General features: G+C 71.7%; 12 protein-coding genes and 1 pseudogene. 5 read left to right on the top strand and 8 right to left on the bottom strand.

The window, feature by feature from the left end:
* Window positions 1-52: 52 nt before the first annotated feature.
* From AB0N90_RS35260 to AB0N90_RS35250, 3 genes are read right to left on the bottom strand one after another with little or no spacing between them, the layout of a single operon-like run.
* Window positions 53-961 (bottom strand): carbohydrate ABC transporter permease, encoded by a 909-nt coding sequence (locus tag AB0N90_RS35260; RefSeq protein WP_365203324.1) that lies wholly within the window; start codon window positions 959-961, stop codon window positions 53-55.
* Window positions 958-1,902, bottom strand: a complete 945-nt coding sequence (locus AB0N90_RS35255) for a sugar ABC transporter permease (RefSeq protein WP_365203323.1) — start codon at window positions 1,900-1,902, stop codon at window positions 958-960. Before AB0N90_RS35255 ends, AB0N90_RS35260 begins: the two co-directional genes overlap by 4 nt.
* 6 nt (window positions 1,903-1,908) lie before the next feature.
* Window positions 1,909-3,198 carry a sugar ABC transporter substrate-binding protein gene (locus tag AB0N90_RS35250; RefSeq protein WP_361680428.1) on the bottom strand — a complete coding sequence of 430 codons (1,290 nt, stop codon included), beginning with the start codon at window positions 3,196-3,198 and terminating at the stop codon, window positions 1,909-1,911.
* A gap of 218 nt (window positions 3,199-3,416) precedes the next feature.
* Here AB0N90_RS35250 and AB0N90_RS35245 point away from each other — a divergent pair, with 218 nt between their 5' ends.
* The 3 genes from AB0N90_RS35245 (at window position 3,417) to AB0N90_RS35235 (ending at window position 5,338) form a co-directional block, all read left to right on the top strand.
* On the top strand, window positions 3,417-4,463 hold the full coding sequence (locus tag AB0N90_RS35245; RefSeq protein WP_365203321.1) for a LacI family DNA-binding transcriptional regulator: 1,047 nt from the start codon (window positions 3,417-3,419) through the stop codon (window positions 4,461-4,463).
* A gap of 227 nt (window positions 4,464-4,690) precedes the next feature.
* On the top strand, window positions 4,691-4,876 hold the full coding sequence (locus AB0N90_RS35240) for a hypothetical protein (protein ID WP_365203319.1): 186 nt from the start codon (window positions 4,691-4,693) through the stop codon (window positions 4,874-4,876).
* 69 nt (window positions 4,877-4,945) lie between these two features.
* Window positions 4,946-5,338 carry a DUF2267 domain-containing protein gene (locus tag AB0N90_RS35235; protein WP_361680437.1) on the top strand — a complete coding sequence of 131 codons (393 nt, stop codon included), beginning with the start codon at window positions 4,946-4,948 and terminating at the stop codon, window positions 5,336-5,338.
* A gap of 49 nt (window positions 5,339-5,387) precedes the next feature.
* Here the strand turns inward: AB0N90_RS35235 and AB0N90_RS35230 are convergent, their stop codons facing one another.
* Both AB0N90_RS35230 and AB0N90_RS35225 read right to left on the bottom strand, forming a co-directional pair.
* Window positions 5,388-5,813, bottom strand: a complete 426-nt coding sequence (locus tag AB0N90_RS35230) for a DUF6003 family protein (RefSeq protein WP_361680440.1) — start codon at window positions 5,811-5,813, stop codon at window positions 5,388-5,390.
* A 288-nt stretch (window positions 5,814-6,101) separates the two neighbouring features.
* Window positions 6,102-6,365 (bottom strand): GlsB/YeaQ/YmgE family stress response membrane protein, encoded by a 264-nt coding sequence (locus AB0N90_RS35225; protein WP_037658963.1) that lies wholly within the window; start codon window positions 6,363-6,365, stop codon window positions 6,102-6,104.
* Window positions 6,366-6,562: 197 nt separating this feature from the next.
* Between AB0N90_RS35225 and AB0N90_RS35220 the strand changes: the two genes are divergently transcribed.
* Window positions 6,563-7,657: a YihY/virulence factor BrkB family protein gene (locus tag AB0N90_RS35220; RefSeq protein ID WP_365203318.1), complete on the top strand. Its 1,095-nt coding sequence runs from the start codon at window positions 6,563-6,565 to the stop codon at window positions 7,655-7,657.
* Between the two features lie 92 nt (window positions 7,658-7,749).
* On the opposite strand, the pseudogene AB0N90_RS35215 reads toward AB0N90_RS35220, so the two are convergent.
* Window positions 7,750-7,869, bottom strand: a pseudogene (locus tag AB0N90_RS35215) (hemerythrin domain-containing protein); the annotation flags it as partial.
* 136 nt (window positions 7,870-8,005) lie between these two features.
* Window positions 8,006-8,920: a CapA family protein gene (locus tag AB0N90_RS35210; protein WP_365203316.1), complete on the bottom strand. Its 915-nt coding sequence runs from the start codon at window positions 8,918-8,920 to the stop codon at window positions 8,006-8,008.
* On the opposite strand from AB0N90_RS35210, the gene AB0N90_RS35205 reads away from it, so the two are divergent.
* Window positions 8,919-9,164: a hypothetical protein gene (locus tag AB0N90_RS35205; RefSeq protein WP_365203314.1), complete on the top strand. Its 246-nt coding sequence runs from the start codon at window positions 8,919-8,921 to the stop codon at window positions 9,162-9,164. The genes AB0N90_RS35210 and AB0N90_RS35205 overlap by 2 nt on opposite strands.
* Window positions 9,165-9,353: 189 nt before the next feature.
* On the opposite strand, the gene AB0N90_RS35200 is transcribed toward AB0N90_RS35205, so the two are convergent.
* Window positions 9,354-12,848, bottom strand: a complete 3,495-nt coding sequence (locus tag AB0N90_RS35200) for a hypothetical protein (protein WP_365203313.1) — start codon at window positions 12,846-12,848, stop codon at window positions 9,354-9,356.
* Window positions 12,849-12,863 lie beyond the last annotated feature (15 nt).

Below are 12,863 nucleotides of genomic sequence, written 5' to 3'. Positions count from 1 at the left end.
GTCGGGAGGGGGCCCGGGGCCGGCCCTTCGCGGGGTCGGGAGGGGCCCGGGATCAGCCCTTGACCGCGCCCTCGCCGACCCCGCGGAAGAAGTAGCGCTGGAGGCAGGCGAAGAGGGCGATCAGCGGTGCCACGGCGATGATCGTGCCGGCGGCGACGAGGCGTTCGTCGTTGGCGAAGGTGCCGTGGAGGTAATTGAGGCCGATGGTCAGGGTGAACCTGGACGGGTCGCTGAGCACGATGAGCGGCCACAGGAAGTCGTCCCAGGCGCCCATGAAGGCGAAGATCGCGACGACGGCGAGGGTGCCCTTGACCGAGGGCAGCGCGATCCGCAGGAACCGCTGCCAGGCGTTGGCACCGTCGACGTAGGCGGCCTCCTCGATCTCGTAGGGCAGGTTGAGGAAGGCGTTGCGCATCAGCAGGACGTTCATCGCGCCGATGGAGCCGGGCAGGACGACGCCGATGAGCGTGTTGTTCAGGCCGAGTTCCCGCATGGTCGTGAACTGGGCGATGATGATGCCCTCCGCGGGCACGAGCATCGCGAGGACGAAGACCAGGGCGGCCACCCGGCGGCCCCGGTAGCGCAGCCGGGCCAGGGCGTAACCGGCGAGGGCGGAGCCGACGCAGTTGGTGACCACGTTGGCGGTGGCGACCTTCAGGGAGTTGAGGGCGTAGTCCCAGACCGGGATGGTCTCGGACACCCGCTCGTAGTTGTGCAGGGTGGGGTGGCTGGGCAGGAACTTCGGCGGGGAGCTGAAGATGTCCTCGGTGGGGCCCTTGAACGAGGTGGACAGCTGCCACACGAACGGGCCGACGGTCAGGGCGAGTACGGCGATCAGCAGCACATAGCGCAGCACCAGCTCCCACACCCGGACGCGGCGGCCGTGCTCGTCGGTGAAGCGGGGTGCGCGGGCACGGGCCGGCCGGGTGCCGGTCTCCGGGGCCTTCTCGGCGACGCTCACGTGTCCTCCCTCCGGTCGGCGCGCAGGACGAGCAGCATCAGGACGACGGTGACGGCGAAGACGACCAGGGAGATCGCGGAGGCGTAGCCGACCCGGCCGGTCAGACCGGTGCCGGTGCGCTGGACGAGCATCACCAGGGTGGTGTCCTCGCCCGCCGGGCCGCCGCTCGGCGAGGCCAGCAGATACACCTCGGAGAACACCTTGAAGGCGGAGACCGAGGAGAGCGCGGCGACCAGGACCATGGTGGAGCGGATGGCCGGGACGGTCACGGTGAAGAAGCGGCGGACCGGGCCCGCGCCGTCCACGGCGGCGGCCTCGTGCAGCTCGCGCGGCACATTGGCGAGCGCCGCCAGATAGATGATCATGTAGTAGCCGAGGCCCTTCCAGACCGTGACGGCCATCGCGCTGAGCAGGAGCAGCCACTGGTCGCTGAGGAAGCCGACCTTGCCCACCCCGATCGTCTCCAGGAGCGAGTTCACCAGTCCGCGCTCGTCCAGCAGCCACACCCAGATCAGGCCCACCACCACGATCGAGGCGACGACCGGGGTGTAGAAGGCGGACCGGAAGAAGGTGATGCCGGGGATGTTCTTCTGCACCAGCAGGGCGAGCAGCAGCGGCAGCAGCACCAGCGCCGGGACGACACCGACGACGTACAACGCGCTGTTGCGCAGGCCGATCCAGAACATGTCGTCGTGCAGCAGCTCGCGGAAGTTGGCGAGGCCGACGAACTGTCCCGGGATCAGGGTGCGGCGGTCGGTGAAGGCGTTGAGCACCGTGGAGACGAACGGGTAGAGGATGAACACGCCGGTGATCACCAGCCCCGGCGCGGCGAACAGCCAGGGGCTGGTGGGCAGTTGGCGCCGGATCCGGATCGCCGGGCGCCGCTCGGGGCGCCGCGACGGACGCGACGGGCGCGTCCGGGAGACGGTCGAGGTGGCCATGGTGCGCTATCCCTGCTGCTTCAGAAGCCGGTCACACGCCGTGACAGCGTTGTCGAGCGCCGCCTTGGGGCTCTGCTTGCCCTGGAGCGCCTTGCCGACCTCGTTGCGCAGCGCGGTCTTCATCTGGTCGCTGAACAGCACGGGCGTGTAATTGACCGCGTTCTTCAGCGACTTGGCGGCGGCGACGCGCACCCGGGTCTCGTCGGTGCCGTCCTCCTCGGTGAAGTACGGGTCGTCGAGGGAGCCGGCGGTGGACGGGAAGATGGCGACCTTCTTGGCGAAGGACATCTGGTGCTCGGCGTCGGTCACATAGTGGGCGAAGGCGACGGCCGCGGGCGTGTGCTTCGTCCGGGAGTTCACCATCACGCCCATCACGTACATGTTGACGTGGCCGGTGTTGGTGATCTGGTCGGTGATGCCGATGTTCTTGTACAGGCTCGGCGCCTGCTTCTTGAAGTTGTCCAGGTCCAGGGCGCTGCCGGGGTTCATGGCGACGGCCTGGGTCAGGAACTCCTTCCCTGCCGACTCCGGAGTGGCGTTCAGCGCCTGCGCGTCCAGACCCTTGGCGTCGTACAACTCCTTGTATTTGGTGAGGAGTTCGATCCCCTTGGCGTCGTTGAAGGTGAAGCCGGTGCCGTCCTTGTCCATCAGGGAGGCGCCGTAGCGGCCGAAGTCCTCGATGGTGGGGATGTTGGCGAGGGTGGCCACCTTGCCGCCCGACGTCCGCGCCATCCGCACCGCGTCGGTGAAGAGCTGGTCGTACGTCTTCGGCGGCTGCTCCGGGTCCAGCCCGGCCTTCTTGAACAGGGCCTTGTTGTAGAACATCGGGCCGGTGTTCAGATACCAGGGGAAGGCGTACGTGCCGCTCATGCCGGGGACCTGGTGGCTGGCCCAGGCGCCGGGCAGGTATTCGCCCTTGTACTTCCCGGCGGCCTTGTCGAGATCCATGGCCAGGCCCGCCTTGGCGAGCGGTGCGACCAGGTCGGGAGAGACGTTGACGACGTCCGGCAGGGTGCCGCCGGCCGCGTCGGCGCTGATCTTGTCGGCGTACCCCTCGGCGGGCTGGTCGACCCACTTGACGTGGGTGCCCGGGTACTTCTTCTCGAAGTCGCCGATCAGACCGTCGAAGTAGTCCTTGAAGTTGGCGCGCAGATTCCAGGTCTGGAAGGTGATGTCGCCCTCGACCTTGCCGGAGGCGTCCGTCGAGCCGCCACCACCACTGCCGGAGCCGCAGGCGCTCAGCGGCAGGACGAGGGCGGTGACGGCGGCGGCGAGTGCTCTGCGGGATATGGGCACGGTGACACTGCTCCCTTGCGGCGTCTGCGGCGGGTTTCGGAAAGGACCATGCACGCCGTCTTCGGGGAAAGTCAATGGATTTGGAAGCGCTAAAGTCGAGAACGGGGCATTAGTCCAGGTCAGAGAGGTATCAGAAGGGACTTGTCAGCCGCACTAAAGCGCTTTAGGCTGCTTCCACTCAAGCGCTTTAGTGATCACTGCCGAGAAAAGAGGCGAACATGCCGGCCAAGCGGTCCCCGGCGCGCCGGCCGACGATGAAGGACATCGCGCGCCGCGCCGGTGTCTCGGAGAGCGCCGTCTCCTTCGCCCTCAACGGCAGGCCGGGCGTCTCCGAGGTCACCCGCGAGCGGGTGCGCCGGGTCGCCGAGCAACTGGGCTGGCGGCCCAGTACGGCGGCCCGTGCGCTGTCGGGCGAGGGCGCGGCCACGGTCGGCCTGGTGCTGGCCCGGCCCGCGGACACCCTCGGCGTCGACTCCTTCTTCCTGCAACTCGTCTCCGGCATCCAGGAGGTGCTGGCGGAACGGCACCTGGGGTTGCTGTTCCAGGTGGTGGAGGACGTGCCGGACGAATGCGCGGTCTACCGCAGATGGTGGGCCGAGCACCGGGTGGACGGCGTGCTGGTGGTGGACCCGCGCACCGACGACCCGCGCCCGGACCTGCTCGATGAACTGGGCCTGCCCGCCGTGGTGATCGGCGGCGCGCCGGACGAGCGGCACCTTGGGCTGTCCACGGTGTGGGCCGACGACGCGGGCGCGATGGCATCGGTGGTGGACGGTCTGTACGCCCTCGGCCACCGGCGGATCGTGCACATCGCCGGGCTGTCCGGCCTCGCCCACACCGAGCGGCGGATCCGGACCCTGCGGGCCGAGGCCGGGCGGCGCGGCCTGACCGGCGTGGAGTCGATCACCACCGACTACTCGGACGCGGAGGGCGCCGCCGTCACCCGCCGCGTCCTGGACTCGGCCGTCCCGCCGACCGCCCTGATCTACGACAACGACGTCATGGCCCTCGCGGGCGTCGCCACCGCCACCGAACTCGGCTTCTCCGTACCGGCCGACGTGTCGGTGGTGGCCTGGGAGGACTCTGCCCTGTGCCGCATGGTCAGGCCATGGCTGTCGGCCCTGTCCCGGGACACCATGGAGTTCGGCCGCACCGCGGCCCGCGAACTGACCGCGCTCCTCGACGGCGGCCCGGCCAGGACGGTCCGGGTCCCGGTGCCCCGGCTGATCGAACGGGAGAGCACGGGGGCGGCGCGCGGGAGGTGACTCCTGCGACGCCGGGGGAGGGCTGGAGGGCCCCGGCCCCTGGGCTTGGTGCGCTGACAGGCTGTCAGATTCCTTCTCAGGTGCCCCCTTGGGTCGCGAGTGGGCGCGCTCCGATCCTGGACCTCGCTTGACCTGCGGGAACTGGGCAAACGGGTCATATCTGAGAATCTCTGGCATCGGTGCGGGTAGCGGGAGGTGAAAGCCACTCCAGTTGGGAGGCGCATCGCATGACACCGACTCGGTATGTCGTGGAGGAGCGCACGTTCGTCAACCAGGTACGGGAGAGCCTCGGCCGGCACCGCCGGGAGGAACTCGGCGCCGGTCTCGCCCGGACGGAAGCCGACCTGCTGACGGCGCGCTGCGGCAGCGCCGCCAACGCGCACCGCACGGTGCGGACCGCCGCCCCCGTGTGACACCGACCCGGTCTGACCGGCCGGACGCCCGGCACCGCCGCGGGGGGCAGATCTACGACAGGAGCCGCCATGGAATGGAGCCTGGACACCTTCATCACCCAGGTCACCGAACGCGCACGCTACGACAGACCGCAGCAGGGAGCCAGGGCCGTACGGAACGTGCTGGAGGTCCTCGGCGCCCACCTGGTGGGCGCCGACCGCACGGACCTGGCCGCCCTGCTCCCCGAAGGATGCGGAACACTGCTGACCGCGGCCGAACCGGCCGGCGAACCGCTGTCACCCGCGTCGTTCGTCCGCGCCGTGGCCGACCACAGCAACGAGGACGTGGCCGAGGCCAGGCGCGAGATCGACGCCGTACTGCCCACCCTCGCCGACATCGCGGACCACGCGCTGCTGCGTCGCCTGCTCACCCAACTGCCCCCGGGGCACGCCGGTTTGTTCGGTTGCACGGATCCCGGCTGACCGGCGGGACATGCGGGGGAGGCCCGGGCGCCGTCGGCGGGCGCCCGGGTCAGTCGCCGACGGCCCGAACGATGTCCTGCGGATCCAGGCCGGTGAGCTGGGCGATGCGCGGTTCGGGGATGCCGGCGGTGAGGGCGCGGTGCACCAGCGACTGCCAGTCCTGGGTGGTGTCCCGGAAACTGAGCAGCTCGGACTCCATGTCCGTCAGAGAAGCGGGCGCACACGCGTGCTCGACCCGCAGCGTCTCCTCCTCGCTGAGGGGGACCGGCAGCCGCTCCGCCTCCTCGGGAATGAGCACCTCGGAGCCCGCCGGTACGATCCTGACGCGCTCGGAGGAACCCGGTGTGCCGTGTGCGTGGAGCCAGCCCCGGACCGCGGGAGTCTCGACGCACTCCAGGTCGCCGACCGCCGACAGGGCGGCCCCCAGACGCGGGTGACGCTCGGGCAGAAGGAACAACAAGGCATCGTCGGCCATGGCCGTGACACCCCTTTCGGAGAAGCAGCAGGGCAGGGACGTCGTCACTGTCCCCTCAGAATGCGCTCTGCCCGCGCATCCCCCGCCCACTCGCCCGAATCACCCGTCCGGTCACCACTCCACCGGACTCGCGGCCGCTGCACCGGCGAAGGCCGAGCAGGAGCTCGTGGCCGCCGTGGACGTGTGCGGACGGCGGTGGCCAACGACGCGATCCGGCTGACCGGGGCCCGGAGATCCACGCACACGAAAGGGGCGGCTCCCCGAGGGAGCCGCCCCTTTCGGCCGCGGTCAGCGCGAACGCCCTGTCACCACTCGATAGAGCAGCAGCACGATCACGGACCCCACGATCGCGGCGATCCAGGTGGAGAGGCTGAAGAAGCCGTTGATCGAGTGCACGCCGAAGATCACCTTGCCCAGCCAGCCGCCCAGCAGCCCGCCCACGATGCCGATCAGCATCGTCACCAGGCAGCCGCCCGGGTCCTTGCCGGGGGTCAGTGCCTTCGCGATGGCGCCCGCGATGAGGCCGATCAGGATCCAGGCGATGATGCCCACGAGGATGTTCCTTCCGTTCCACTGTGCGACCCCGGGACGGGGCTCTCACGTGCTTGCGGATATCCCGGATGGAGCGGCATATGCGGGGCCGATGGTCCCTACTTCCCGTTTCACGGCCGGACGGAGGGAGACTCCTGACACAGCACCCGCGTGCGCACCCACCTGAGCCCGGTGCGGACAACCGAGGAGTGGTTCCCATGCGACCGGAATCCGGATCCAGGCGGAGACCGCCCGGAACCACCACGGCCCTCCACACCGGCGCGACCCGGGCACAGGCCAGGAGATTCCTCGAACGCGTCGACGGCTTCCAGCGGCGCCACCACTGGCTGGGCCTGCCACTCGCCGTCGTATACAAGTTCTACGACGATCAGGCCGTGTACCTCGCGGCCCTGCTCGCCTACTACGGCTTCCTCTCGCTCTTCCCGCTGCTCCTGATCCTCGTCGCCGTCCTGAGCACCTTCCTCAGCGGCGATCCGGCTGTTCAACAGCGTGTCATGGACTCGGCACTGAGCCAGTTCCCGGTCATCGGCGACCAGCTCGGGCACAACATCCACTCCTTCCACGGCAGCGGGCTCGCACTCGCCGCGGGCATCGTGGCCAGCATCTACGGCTCGCTCGGCGTCGCCCAGGCCGCGCAGTACGCCCTCAACAAGATCTGGGCGGTGCCCCGGCACGCCCGCCCGGATCCGCTCCGCTCGCGGCTGAAGGGACTGGTTTTCCTGCTGCTCCTCGCGGTCGGGCTGTGCGCGTCCACCCTGCTGTCGGTGGCGGCCTCGCAGACCTACCTGTTCGGCGTGCGGCTGAGGGGCGGAAGCTGGATCGCCGCGAGCGCGGGGTCCGTGTGCTTGAACACCTTCCTGCTGCTGCTGAGCTATCGGTTGCTGACACAGCGCACACTGCCCCTGCGCCGACTCGCCGGGGTGGCACTGGGCGGCGCCCTCGCCTGGCAGGCGCTGCAGTGGGTGGGTTCCTACTACGTCAGCCATGTGCTGCGCGGGGCCACCGCCACCTACGGCATGTTCGGCATCGTCCTGGGCCTGCTGGCCTGGCTCTACGTCGGGGCCCTGATCTTCGTCGCGGCGGCCGAGACCGGTGCCGTACGGATCATGCGCCTGTGGCCCCGTAGCCTGCTGACGCCGTTCACCGACCGGGTGCGGCTGAGCGCCGCGGACCGCCGCGCCTACCGGTCGTATGCCGCGACCGAGGCATTCAAGGGGTTCCAGAAGGTCAGCGTGCGCTTCGAACGGCCCCCCGAGCCCCGGCACGAGCAACCACCGGACGGCACGAGCTGAAGAACCGGACGGCACGCCCTGGAGACGGGTCCACCACCATGGGGGAGGGCCCGACCCGGCGCCGGACTCCGTGCCGGGACGCGGTCAGGGCGAACGACGCGGCGCACGCTGTCGACCGAGCCGCAGCCGTTCTTCAGCTGACGCCCGCGCTCTTCCCGGAAGGCCGCTCCCGGCTCCTCGCGCCGCTCCGCCGCCACGTTCTCGCGCGCGCCGCCGCTTCAGCGCGGGACAGACCTCGGCTGCGAACGAGTGGGAGCCCCTCGCCTGCCCCCGCCGACCGCGCTGATGACTCACAGAGGCAGGGTTGATGACTCACAGGGGCAGAAGCGTGACCCGGGCCGTGCGCGACTACGGCCGCCGGATCGTCCCCTCCGCCGAGATCCGGGCGGCCCGCGCGCCGAAGTCCTCCTCCGACACGCTGGAGACGAGGTCGATCGCCTCGCCGCCCGGCTCCGGTGTGCCGGGCTCCACGATCCGGGTCGGGCGCAGCCGCCCGGAGACATAGGTGCCGTCGGCGCGGAGGGCGACCTGGAGCACGCCGCTGGTCGAGAGGGTGCCGCCGAGGCCGAGGACCTTGTAGCCGGTGAAGTTGCCCAGGCTGTAGGCGATCAGCCGTCCCTTGTAGAACTCCATGCCCCGCATCACATGCGGGCCGCTGCCCACGACGAGGTCGGCACCGGCGTCGATCACCGCATGGCTGAACCGGTGGCTGTCGCCCCGGTTCTCGCCGAGGAAGTACTCGGTGCCGGATTCCACGTGGGTGCGGTCCGAGCCCTCCGCGCCGGCGTGCATCGTGACGATCACGAGATCCGCCATCTTCGCGGCGCGCGCGGTGAGCCGCTTCGCGGCCGGGATGTCCGTCAGGTCGTTCGCCCCTCGGTCGGGGGCGAACCCGATCAGCGCGACCCGGATGCCGTGCACCCGCTGGATGGTGATCTGGCCGAGCCGCCCGGTGTACCGCACGTTCGCGGAGCGCAGCGCGCCGAACGTCTCGCGCCGCCCCTCCGCCCCGAAGTCGTCGATATGGTTGTTCGCCGTGTTCATGACCGTGAATCCGGCCTTACTGAGCAAGCGGCCGTAGGACGGCGGGGCGTGGAACGCGAAGCAGTTCGGGCCCTCGATGTACGCGCACTTGCTGGAGCCGCCGGTGGCTAGCGTGCCCTCCAGGTTCCCGAGCACCACATCCCCGGTGAGCAGGTCCTCGACCGGGTCGAAGAACGAGGCGCCGTCATCCGGCGGCAGACTGTCCGGCAGGGTTCCCATGACGACGTCCCCCACGGCGGCGATCCGCACATTGCCCCTCGGGTGCGGCGCCGCCGACGCGCCGGATGCACCGGACGCCGTGGACCCGGCACTCGGCACGGGGGACCGGGCAGGACCGGCGGAGCCCGAGTTCCCGGAGCCGCCACGGAACACGCACCCCGCGACGACCACCACACCGGCCCCGAGCGCGCAGAGGGCGAGCAGGCGGCGCCGTACCGACCTGCGCCGCGAACGCCGCTGCTGAGGGCACTGCCCGCAGGATGTGATCACCGGATCATGCTACGAAGCGGGCCTCCGCCCTTCACGGAGGGTCACCGGCGTGTTCCGCACCATTCCCGTCCCCGCCCCAAGCCACCGTGGCCGGCATCCGCACCACCCGCGGTCGGCCCCCCGGCCGGAAACCGAACCCGGACCGGATCCCGGCAAACCCCAGTCAACCGGCGAGCAGCGCTTCCACCGTCGAGAGCGGATCCCAGTCGGCGTCGAGGCCGGTCAGCCGCGCGGCGACCCGGTGCCAGGCCGCCGGGTCCGTGCCGAGTCCGGAGCGCACGAGGTCCGCGAGGACGGTACGGGCCTCGGCGGCCTCCGGCGGTGCGTCCGTGCGCCGGGCGGCGCTGCCCAGGTAGGCGAGCAGCAGCGCGGCCGGGGCCGCGAGGCGCACCAGGTCCGCGCCGTCGAGGAGGCCCGCCGAGAGCAGCCCGTCCAGCTGGGTGGACGGCGCGCAGTGGAAATCGCCGCCCAGACCGTACCGGGCCCGCTCCCGGGTGAGCCGCGCACCGCCGGGCAGTCCGTCGGGGCCCGGCTCGGGCAGCGACGCCGCATACCGCAGCCGTACCTCCTCGGGGACACCGTCCGAGCGGACGATGTCCTGCCAGTACGGGAGCGGTTCCTGGGCGTGGGCGGCTTCGAGAGCGGCCCAGTCCACGGGCTCGCCCGGCGGCAGCGAGGCGACGAGATCACGTGCGCGCGGGGCGCTCTGGGCACGCCGCAGCTTCCGGAGGAGCCTGTCCGGCGCGATCTCGCGGTCGAGCCGGGCGCGGATGACACCGGCGGGGTCGGCGGACGCCAGGGCCTTCACACATACGGTGGCGGCGGAGGGCCCCAGCACATTCCGCCCCGCGAGCCGCGCCAGCCGGTCGGCACCGCCGTACTCGAACACACGCAGACAGCCCAGCAGCTGATGCCCGAGCCCGAGTCGTGAGCCCTCCCTTTCCAGCAATTCCTCCACGAGGTCGAGTTCGCCGGAACACAGCCACATCGAGCCGCCGACCGGCCGGGCGGCGCCCCCGGCACGCCAGTCGGCCAGCACCCGGGCGCCCAGGGACGGCCGCCCGGCGCCGGGCCGCGACCGGGCCACGATCCGGTGGCGGGCGGGCCGGGGCATCCAGTGCCGCAGTAGCGTGAGGTCGACGTCGGGATCGTCGAGGTCGACAAGGCGCTCCACCCCGCCGCTCCGCTTCATCCAGCGGGACTGGGCGGCGAGCACACGCAGCGCCTCGCGGTCGCGGCCCGCGAGCAGCCGGTCGAGGGCGATGCGCGGCGTACGGTCGTGGCGCAGCAGGTAGGCGGCGAGCAGCCAGGGTCCGTCGGGGCCGAGCCGGGGCAGGACGGCGTCGACCACCTCCGCGTCGGCGAGGCAGAGCAGGGTGCCCTCCGGCCAGGCCCACAGATGGTCACCGTGCTCCAGAAGCCTGATCGCCTCGTCGGGGGTGCCCGGCCTGGTGCTGCTGCCGATGGACGTGTCCGCGCTCGCCGCAGGGGCGGCTCCGGACCGCGCGCGCTCCACCAACTCGGCCCAGGTCAGCCCCTCCGAGGCCGCCTCGGACGCCGTCACGGTCGCGGCCAGGCGGAGCCAGGCGTCCGGGTCGGTGCCGAGTTCGGCGCGCAGCCGACGGGCGAGCGCGCCCCGCCAGGCCTCGGTGAACGCGAGTCGCCGCCAGTCGTGGGGCAGCAGGAGGAGGCGTCGCGCGGGCAGCAGGGTGAGCAGTTCGTCAGCGGGCAACACGCCCTGCACATAGGCGTGTTCGGTGTGCTGTGCGCCGGATCCGTAGGTCTCGGGGAGTCGCGCGCGGACCTGCGCGAGACTGGGCGCCGGGCCGTCTCCGGGCACGGGGATGCCGTGGAGAGCGCAGGCGGCGGTGAACCAGCGAGGGACGGCGAGGCCGGGCGCGGTCGCCGGCTCGTACCCGGTCAGCGCACGCAGCACCTCGGGATCCTTCGGCCGGGGCGCGTCGTCCGGGGCGAGGGAGTACAGCAGGTCGAGCGCGGCCAGCGCATGCACTCGGTCGAGCCGACGCAGGGTCCTTCGGGGAGCGGGTTCCGGGGCCGGTGTCACAGGCTCGGCCGGTGGTCCGGGCTCGGCGTCGGGCTCAGTCGTGGCTCTGCCCGCCTCGGCTATCAGCTCCGCGACGGTGCCCCCGTGTTCGGGCAGCTGGACGTCGAACGCCGCCCAGGCCGCACCTTGTTCGCCCAGCCGCGTCTCCGCCAGCGCGCGCAGCTCGGCGACCGCCTGCGCGCCCAGCAGATCCCGCTCGGCGAGGCGAGCGAGCGCGGTCAGGGCGCGGGCAGCGGGGCGCGCGGTGCCGATCAAGTCGACCGGGTCGAGAAGCCCCGCCGCCACCATGCCCTCCGCCCAGACGGCCGCGCTCTCGCCGAGTTCCTCCTGCGCGAGCCGCAGCGCGGGCGGGGTGGCGTTCCCGGCGCGCCGGCCGCCGGCCGGCCACGGCTCGTTGAGGACGCTCAGCCGGAACGCCCGGCGCTGTGCGTCGCTCGCCGCCTCGTGACGGGCCAACTCCTCGCAGGCCTTGGGCATGAACGGGGTCACGGCATGGGCCGCGGCGAGGGCGTCGAGATCATGGACGTACGGTTCGGACAGCAGCTGGCGCAGAGTGCTGGTGCCCCGCGTGGTGGCGAGCAGCGCGGGCAGCCGGGCGGGGTCCTCGTACGGCTCACCCTGCGCCCGCAGTCGCCGCAGCCCGTCGTCGTCCGGGGAGGCCAGGGCCGCGACGACCGTGTCCACCACGGGACGGCTGACCCAGGGGGCCGCGGCCGGGTCGTCGAGCACGGCCCGTACGGCGCCCGGACCGTTCCGTTCCCAGACTCTCGACAGGGCGTACTGCTGGGCGACTTGGCGTATGTCACAGCTCAACGCCGGTACCACGAGCCGCGGGTCGCCCGAGCCGAGCAGCGGGGCGAGCCAGGTGCGCGGGACCTGCCTGTGCGGCGCCGTCAGCTCGGCGCGCAACGTGTCGTCCAGAGGTACGGTGCCGAGCCGCTCCACGATCGTGCGGCGCAGGGACTGGGTGGTGCGCGGGTTGCGGTAGACGGCCGCGACGACCCGGGCGTCACCGATCGCGGCCAGCCGGGCGAGGACCCTGGTGTCCAGCCGGGGATGACGGGCCAGGGCCGCCCGGGTACGGGAGTCGCCGTAGCCGACGACAGCGGTGAGGAGAGCGGTCCCCGGCAGCGCCCCACCGGCGAGCAGCTCCGTCGTCACCCGCTCGGGCAGAGCGGCGAACGCGGCGGCGGCGTGCTCCGGCTCCGCGTGCTCCAGGAGGAGGCCGAGCGTGTGGTGGACACTGCGGGGCGCGGGAGGACGGAGCGTGCCCTTGGACACCGGTGCCACCGGCGGCGCGGCGAGCAACTCGGGCAGACCGCCGCGGTGCCCGGCCAGCGCCTCGTACACCCCGCACCAACGGCCCACATCCGCCCCGAGATGACGCTGCGTCAACTCCCTGAGCAGGGCGGCCGTTTCGTCATCGACCCCACCCGCGGCGGCGACCTTGGCCGCCACCGAACGCGCGGGCCGCGCCCGCTGCACCACCCGCAGCACGACACCATGCTCCGGGCCCGCGCTCTCGTTGTCCCGCCTCGCGGCGACCATCTCCCGCAGCAGCCTCCCGGCCGCCCCCACCTGCGTTTTCGTCATGGCCGCCATGGTAGA

Origin of the sequence: Streptomyces sp. NPDC093018 (assembly GCF_040684035.1) — a bacterium.
Taxonomy (GTDB): Bacteria; Actinomycetota; Actinomycetes; order Streptomycetales; family Streptomycetaceae; genus Streptomyces; species Streptomyces murinus.
Note: the sequence above shows the minus strand (reverse complement) of the source record. Positions and strands in the feature narration are given on the sequence as shown.

Bases quoted from the DNA above. Each gene is read 5' to 3' on its own strand.
- AB0N90_RS35255 (WP_365203323.1), bottom strand. From the start codon at position 1,902: ATGGCCACCTCGACCGTCTCCCGGACGCGCCCGTCGCGTCCGTCGCGG.
- AB0N90_RS35200 (WP_365203313.1), bottom strand. From the start codon at position 12,848: ATGACGAAAACGCAGGTGGGGGCGGCCGGGAGGCTGCTGCGGGAGATG.
- AB0N90_RS35245 (WP_365203321.1), top strand. From the start codon at position 3,417: ATGCCGGCCAAGCGGTCCCCGGCGCGCCGGCCGACGATGAAGGACATC.
- AB0N90_RS35235 (WP_361680437.1), top strand. From the start codon at position 4,946: ATGGAATGGAGCCTGGACACCTTCATCACCCAGGTCACCGAACGCGCA.
- AB0N90_RS35240 (WP_365203319.1), top strand. From the start codon at position 4,691: ATGACACCGACTCGGTATGTCGTGGAGGAGCGCACGTTCGTCAACCAG.
- AB0N90_RS35220 (WP_365203318.1), top strand. From the start codon at position 6,563: ATGCGACCGGAATCCGGATCCAGGCGGAGACCGCCCGGAACCACCACG.
- AB0N90_RS35205 (WP_365203314.1), top strand. From the start codon at position 8,919: ATGACGACGTCCCCCACGGCGGCGATCCGCACATTGCCCCTCGGGTGC.
- AB0N90_RS35210 (WP_365203316.1), bottom strand. From the start codon at position 8,920: ATGGGAACCCTGCCGGACAGTCTGCCGCCGGATGACGGCGCCTCGTTC.
- AB0N90_RS35230 (WP_361680440.1), bottom strand. From the start codon at position 5,813: ATGGCCGACGATGCCTTGTTGTTCCTTCTGCCCGAGCGTCACCCGCGT.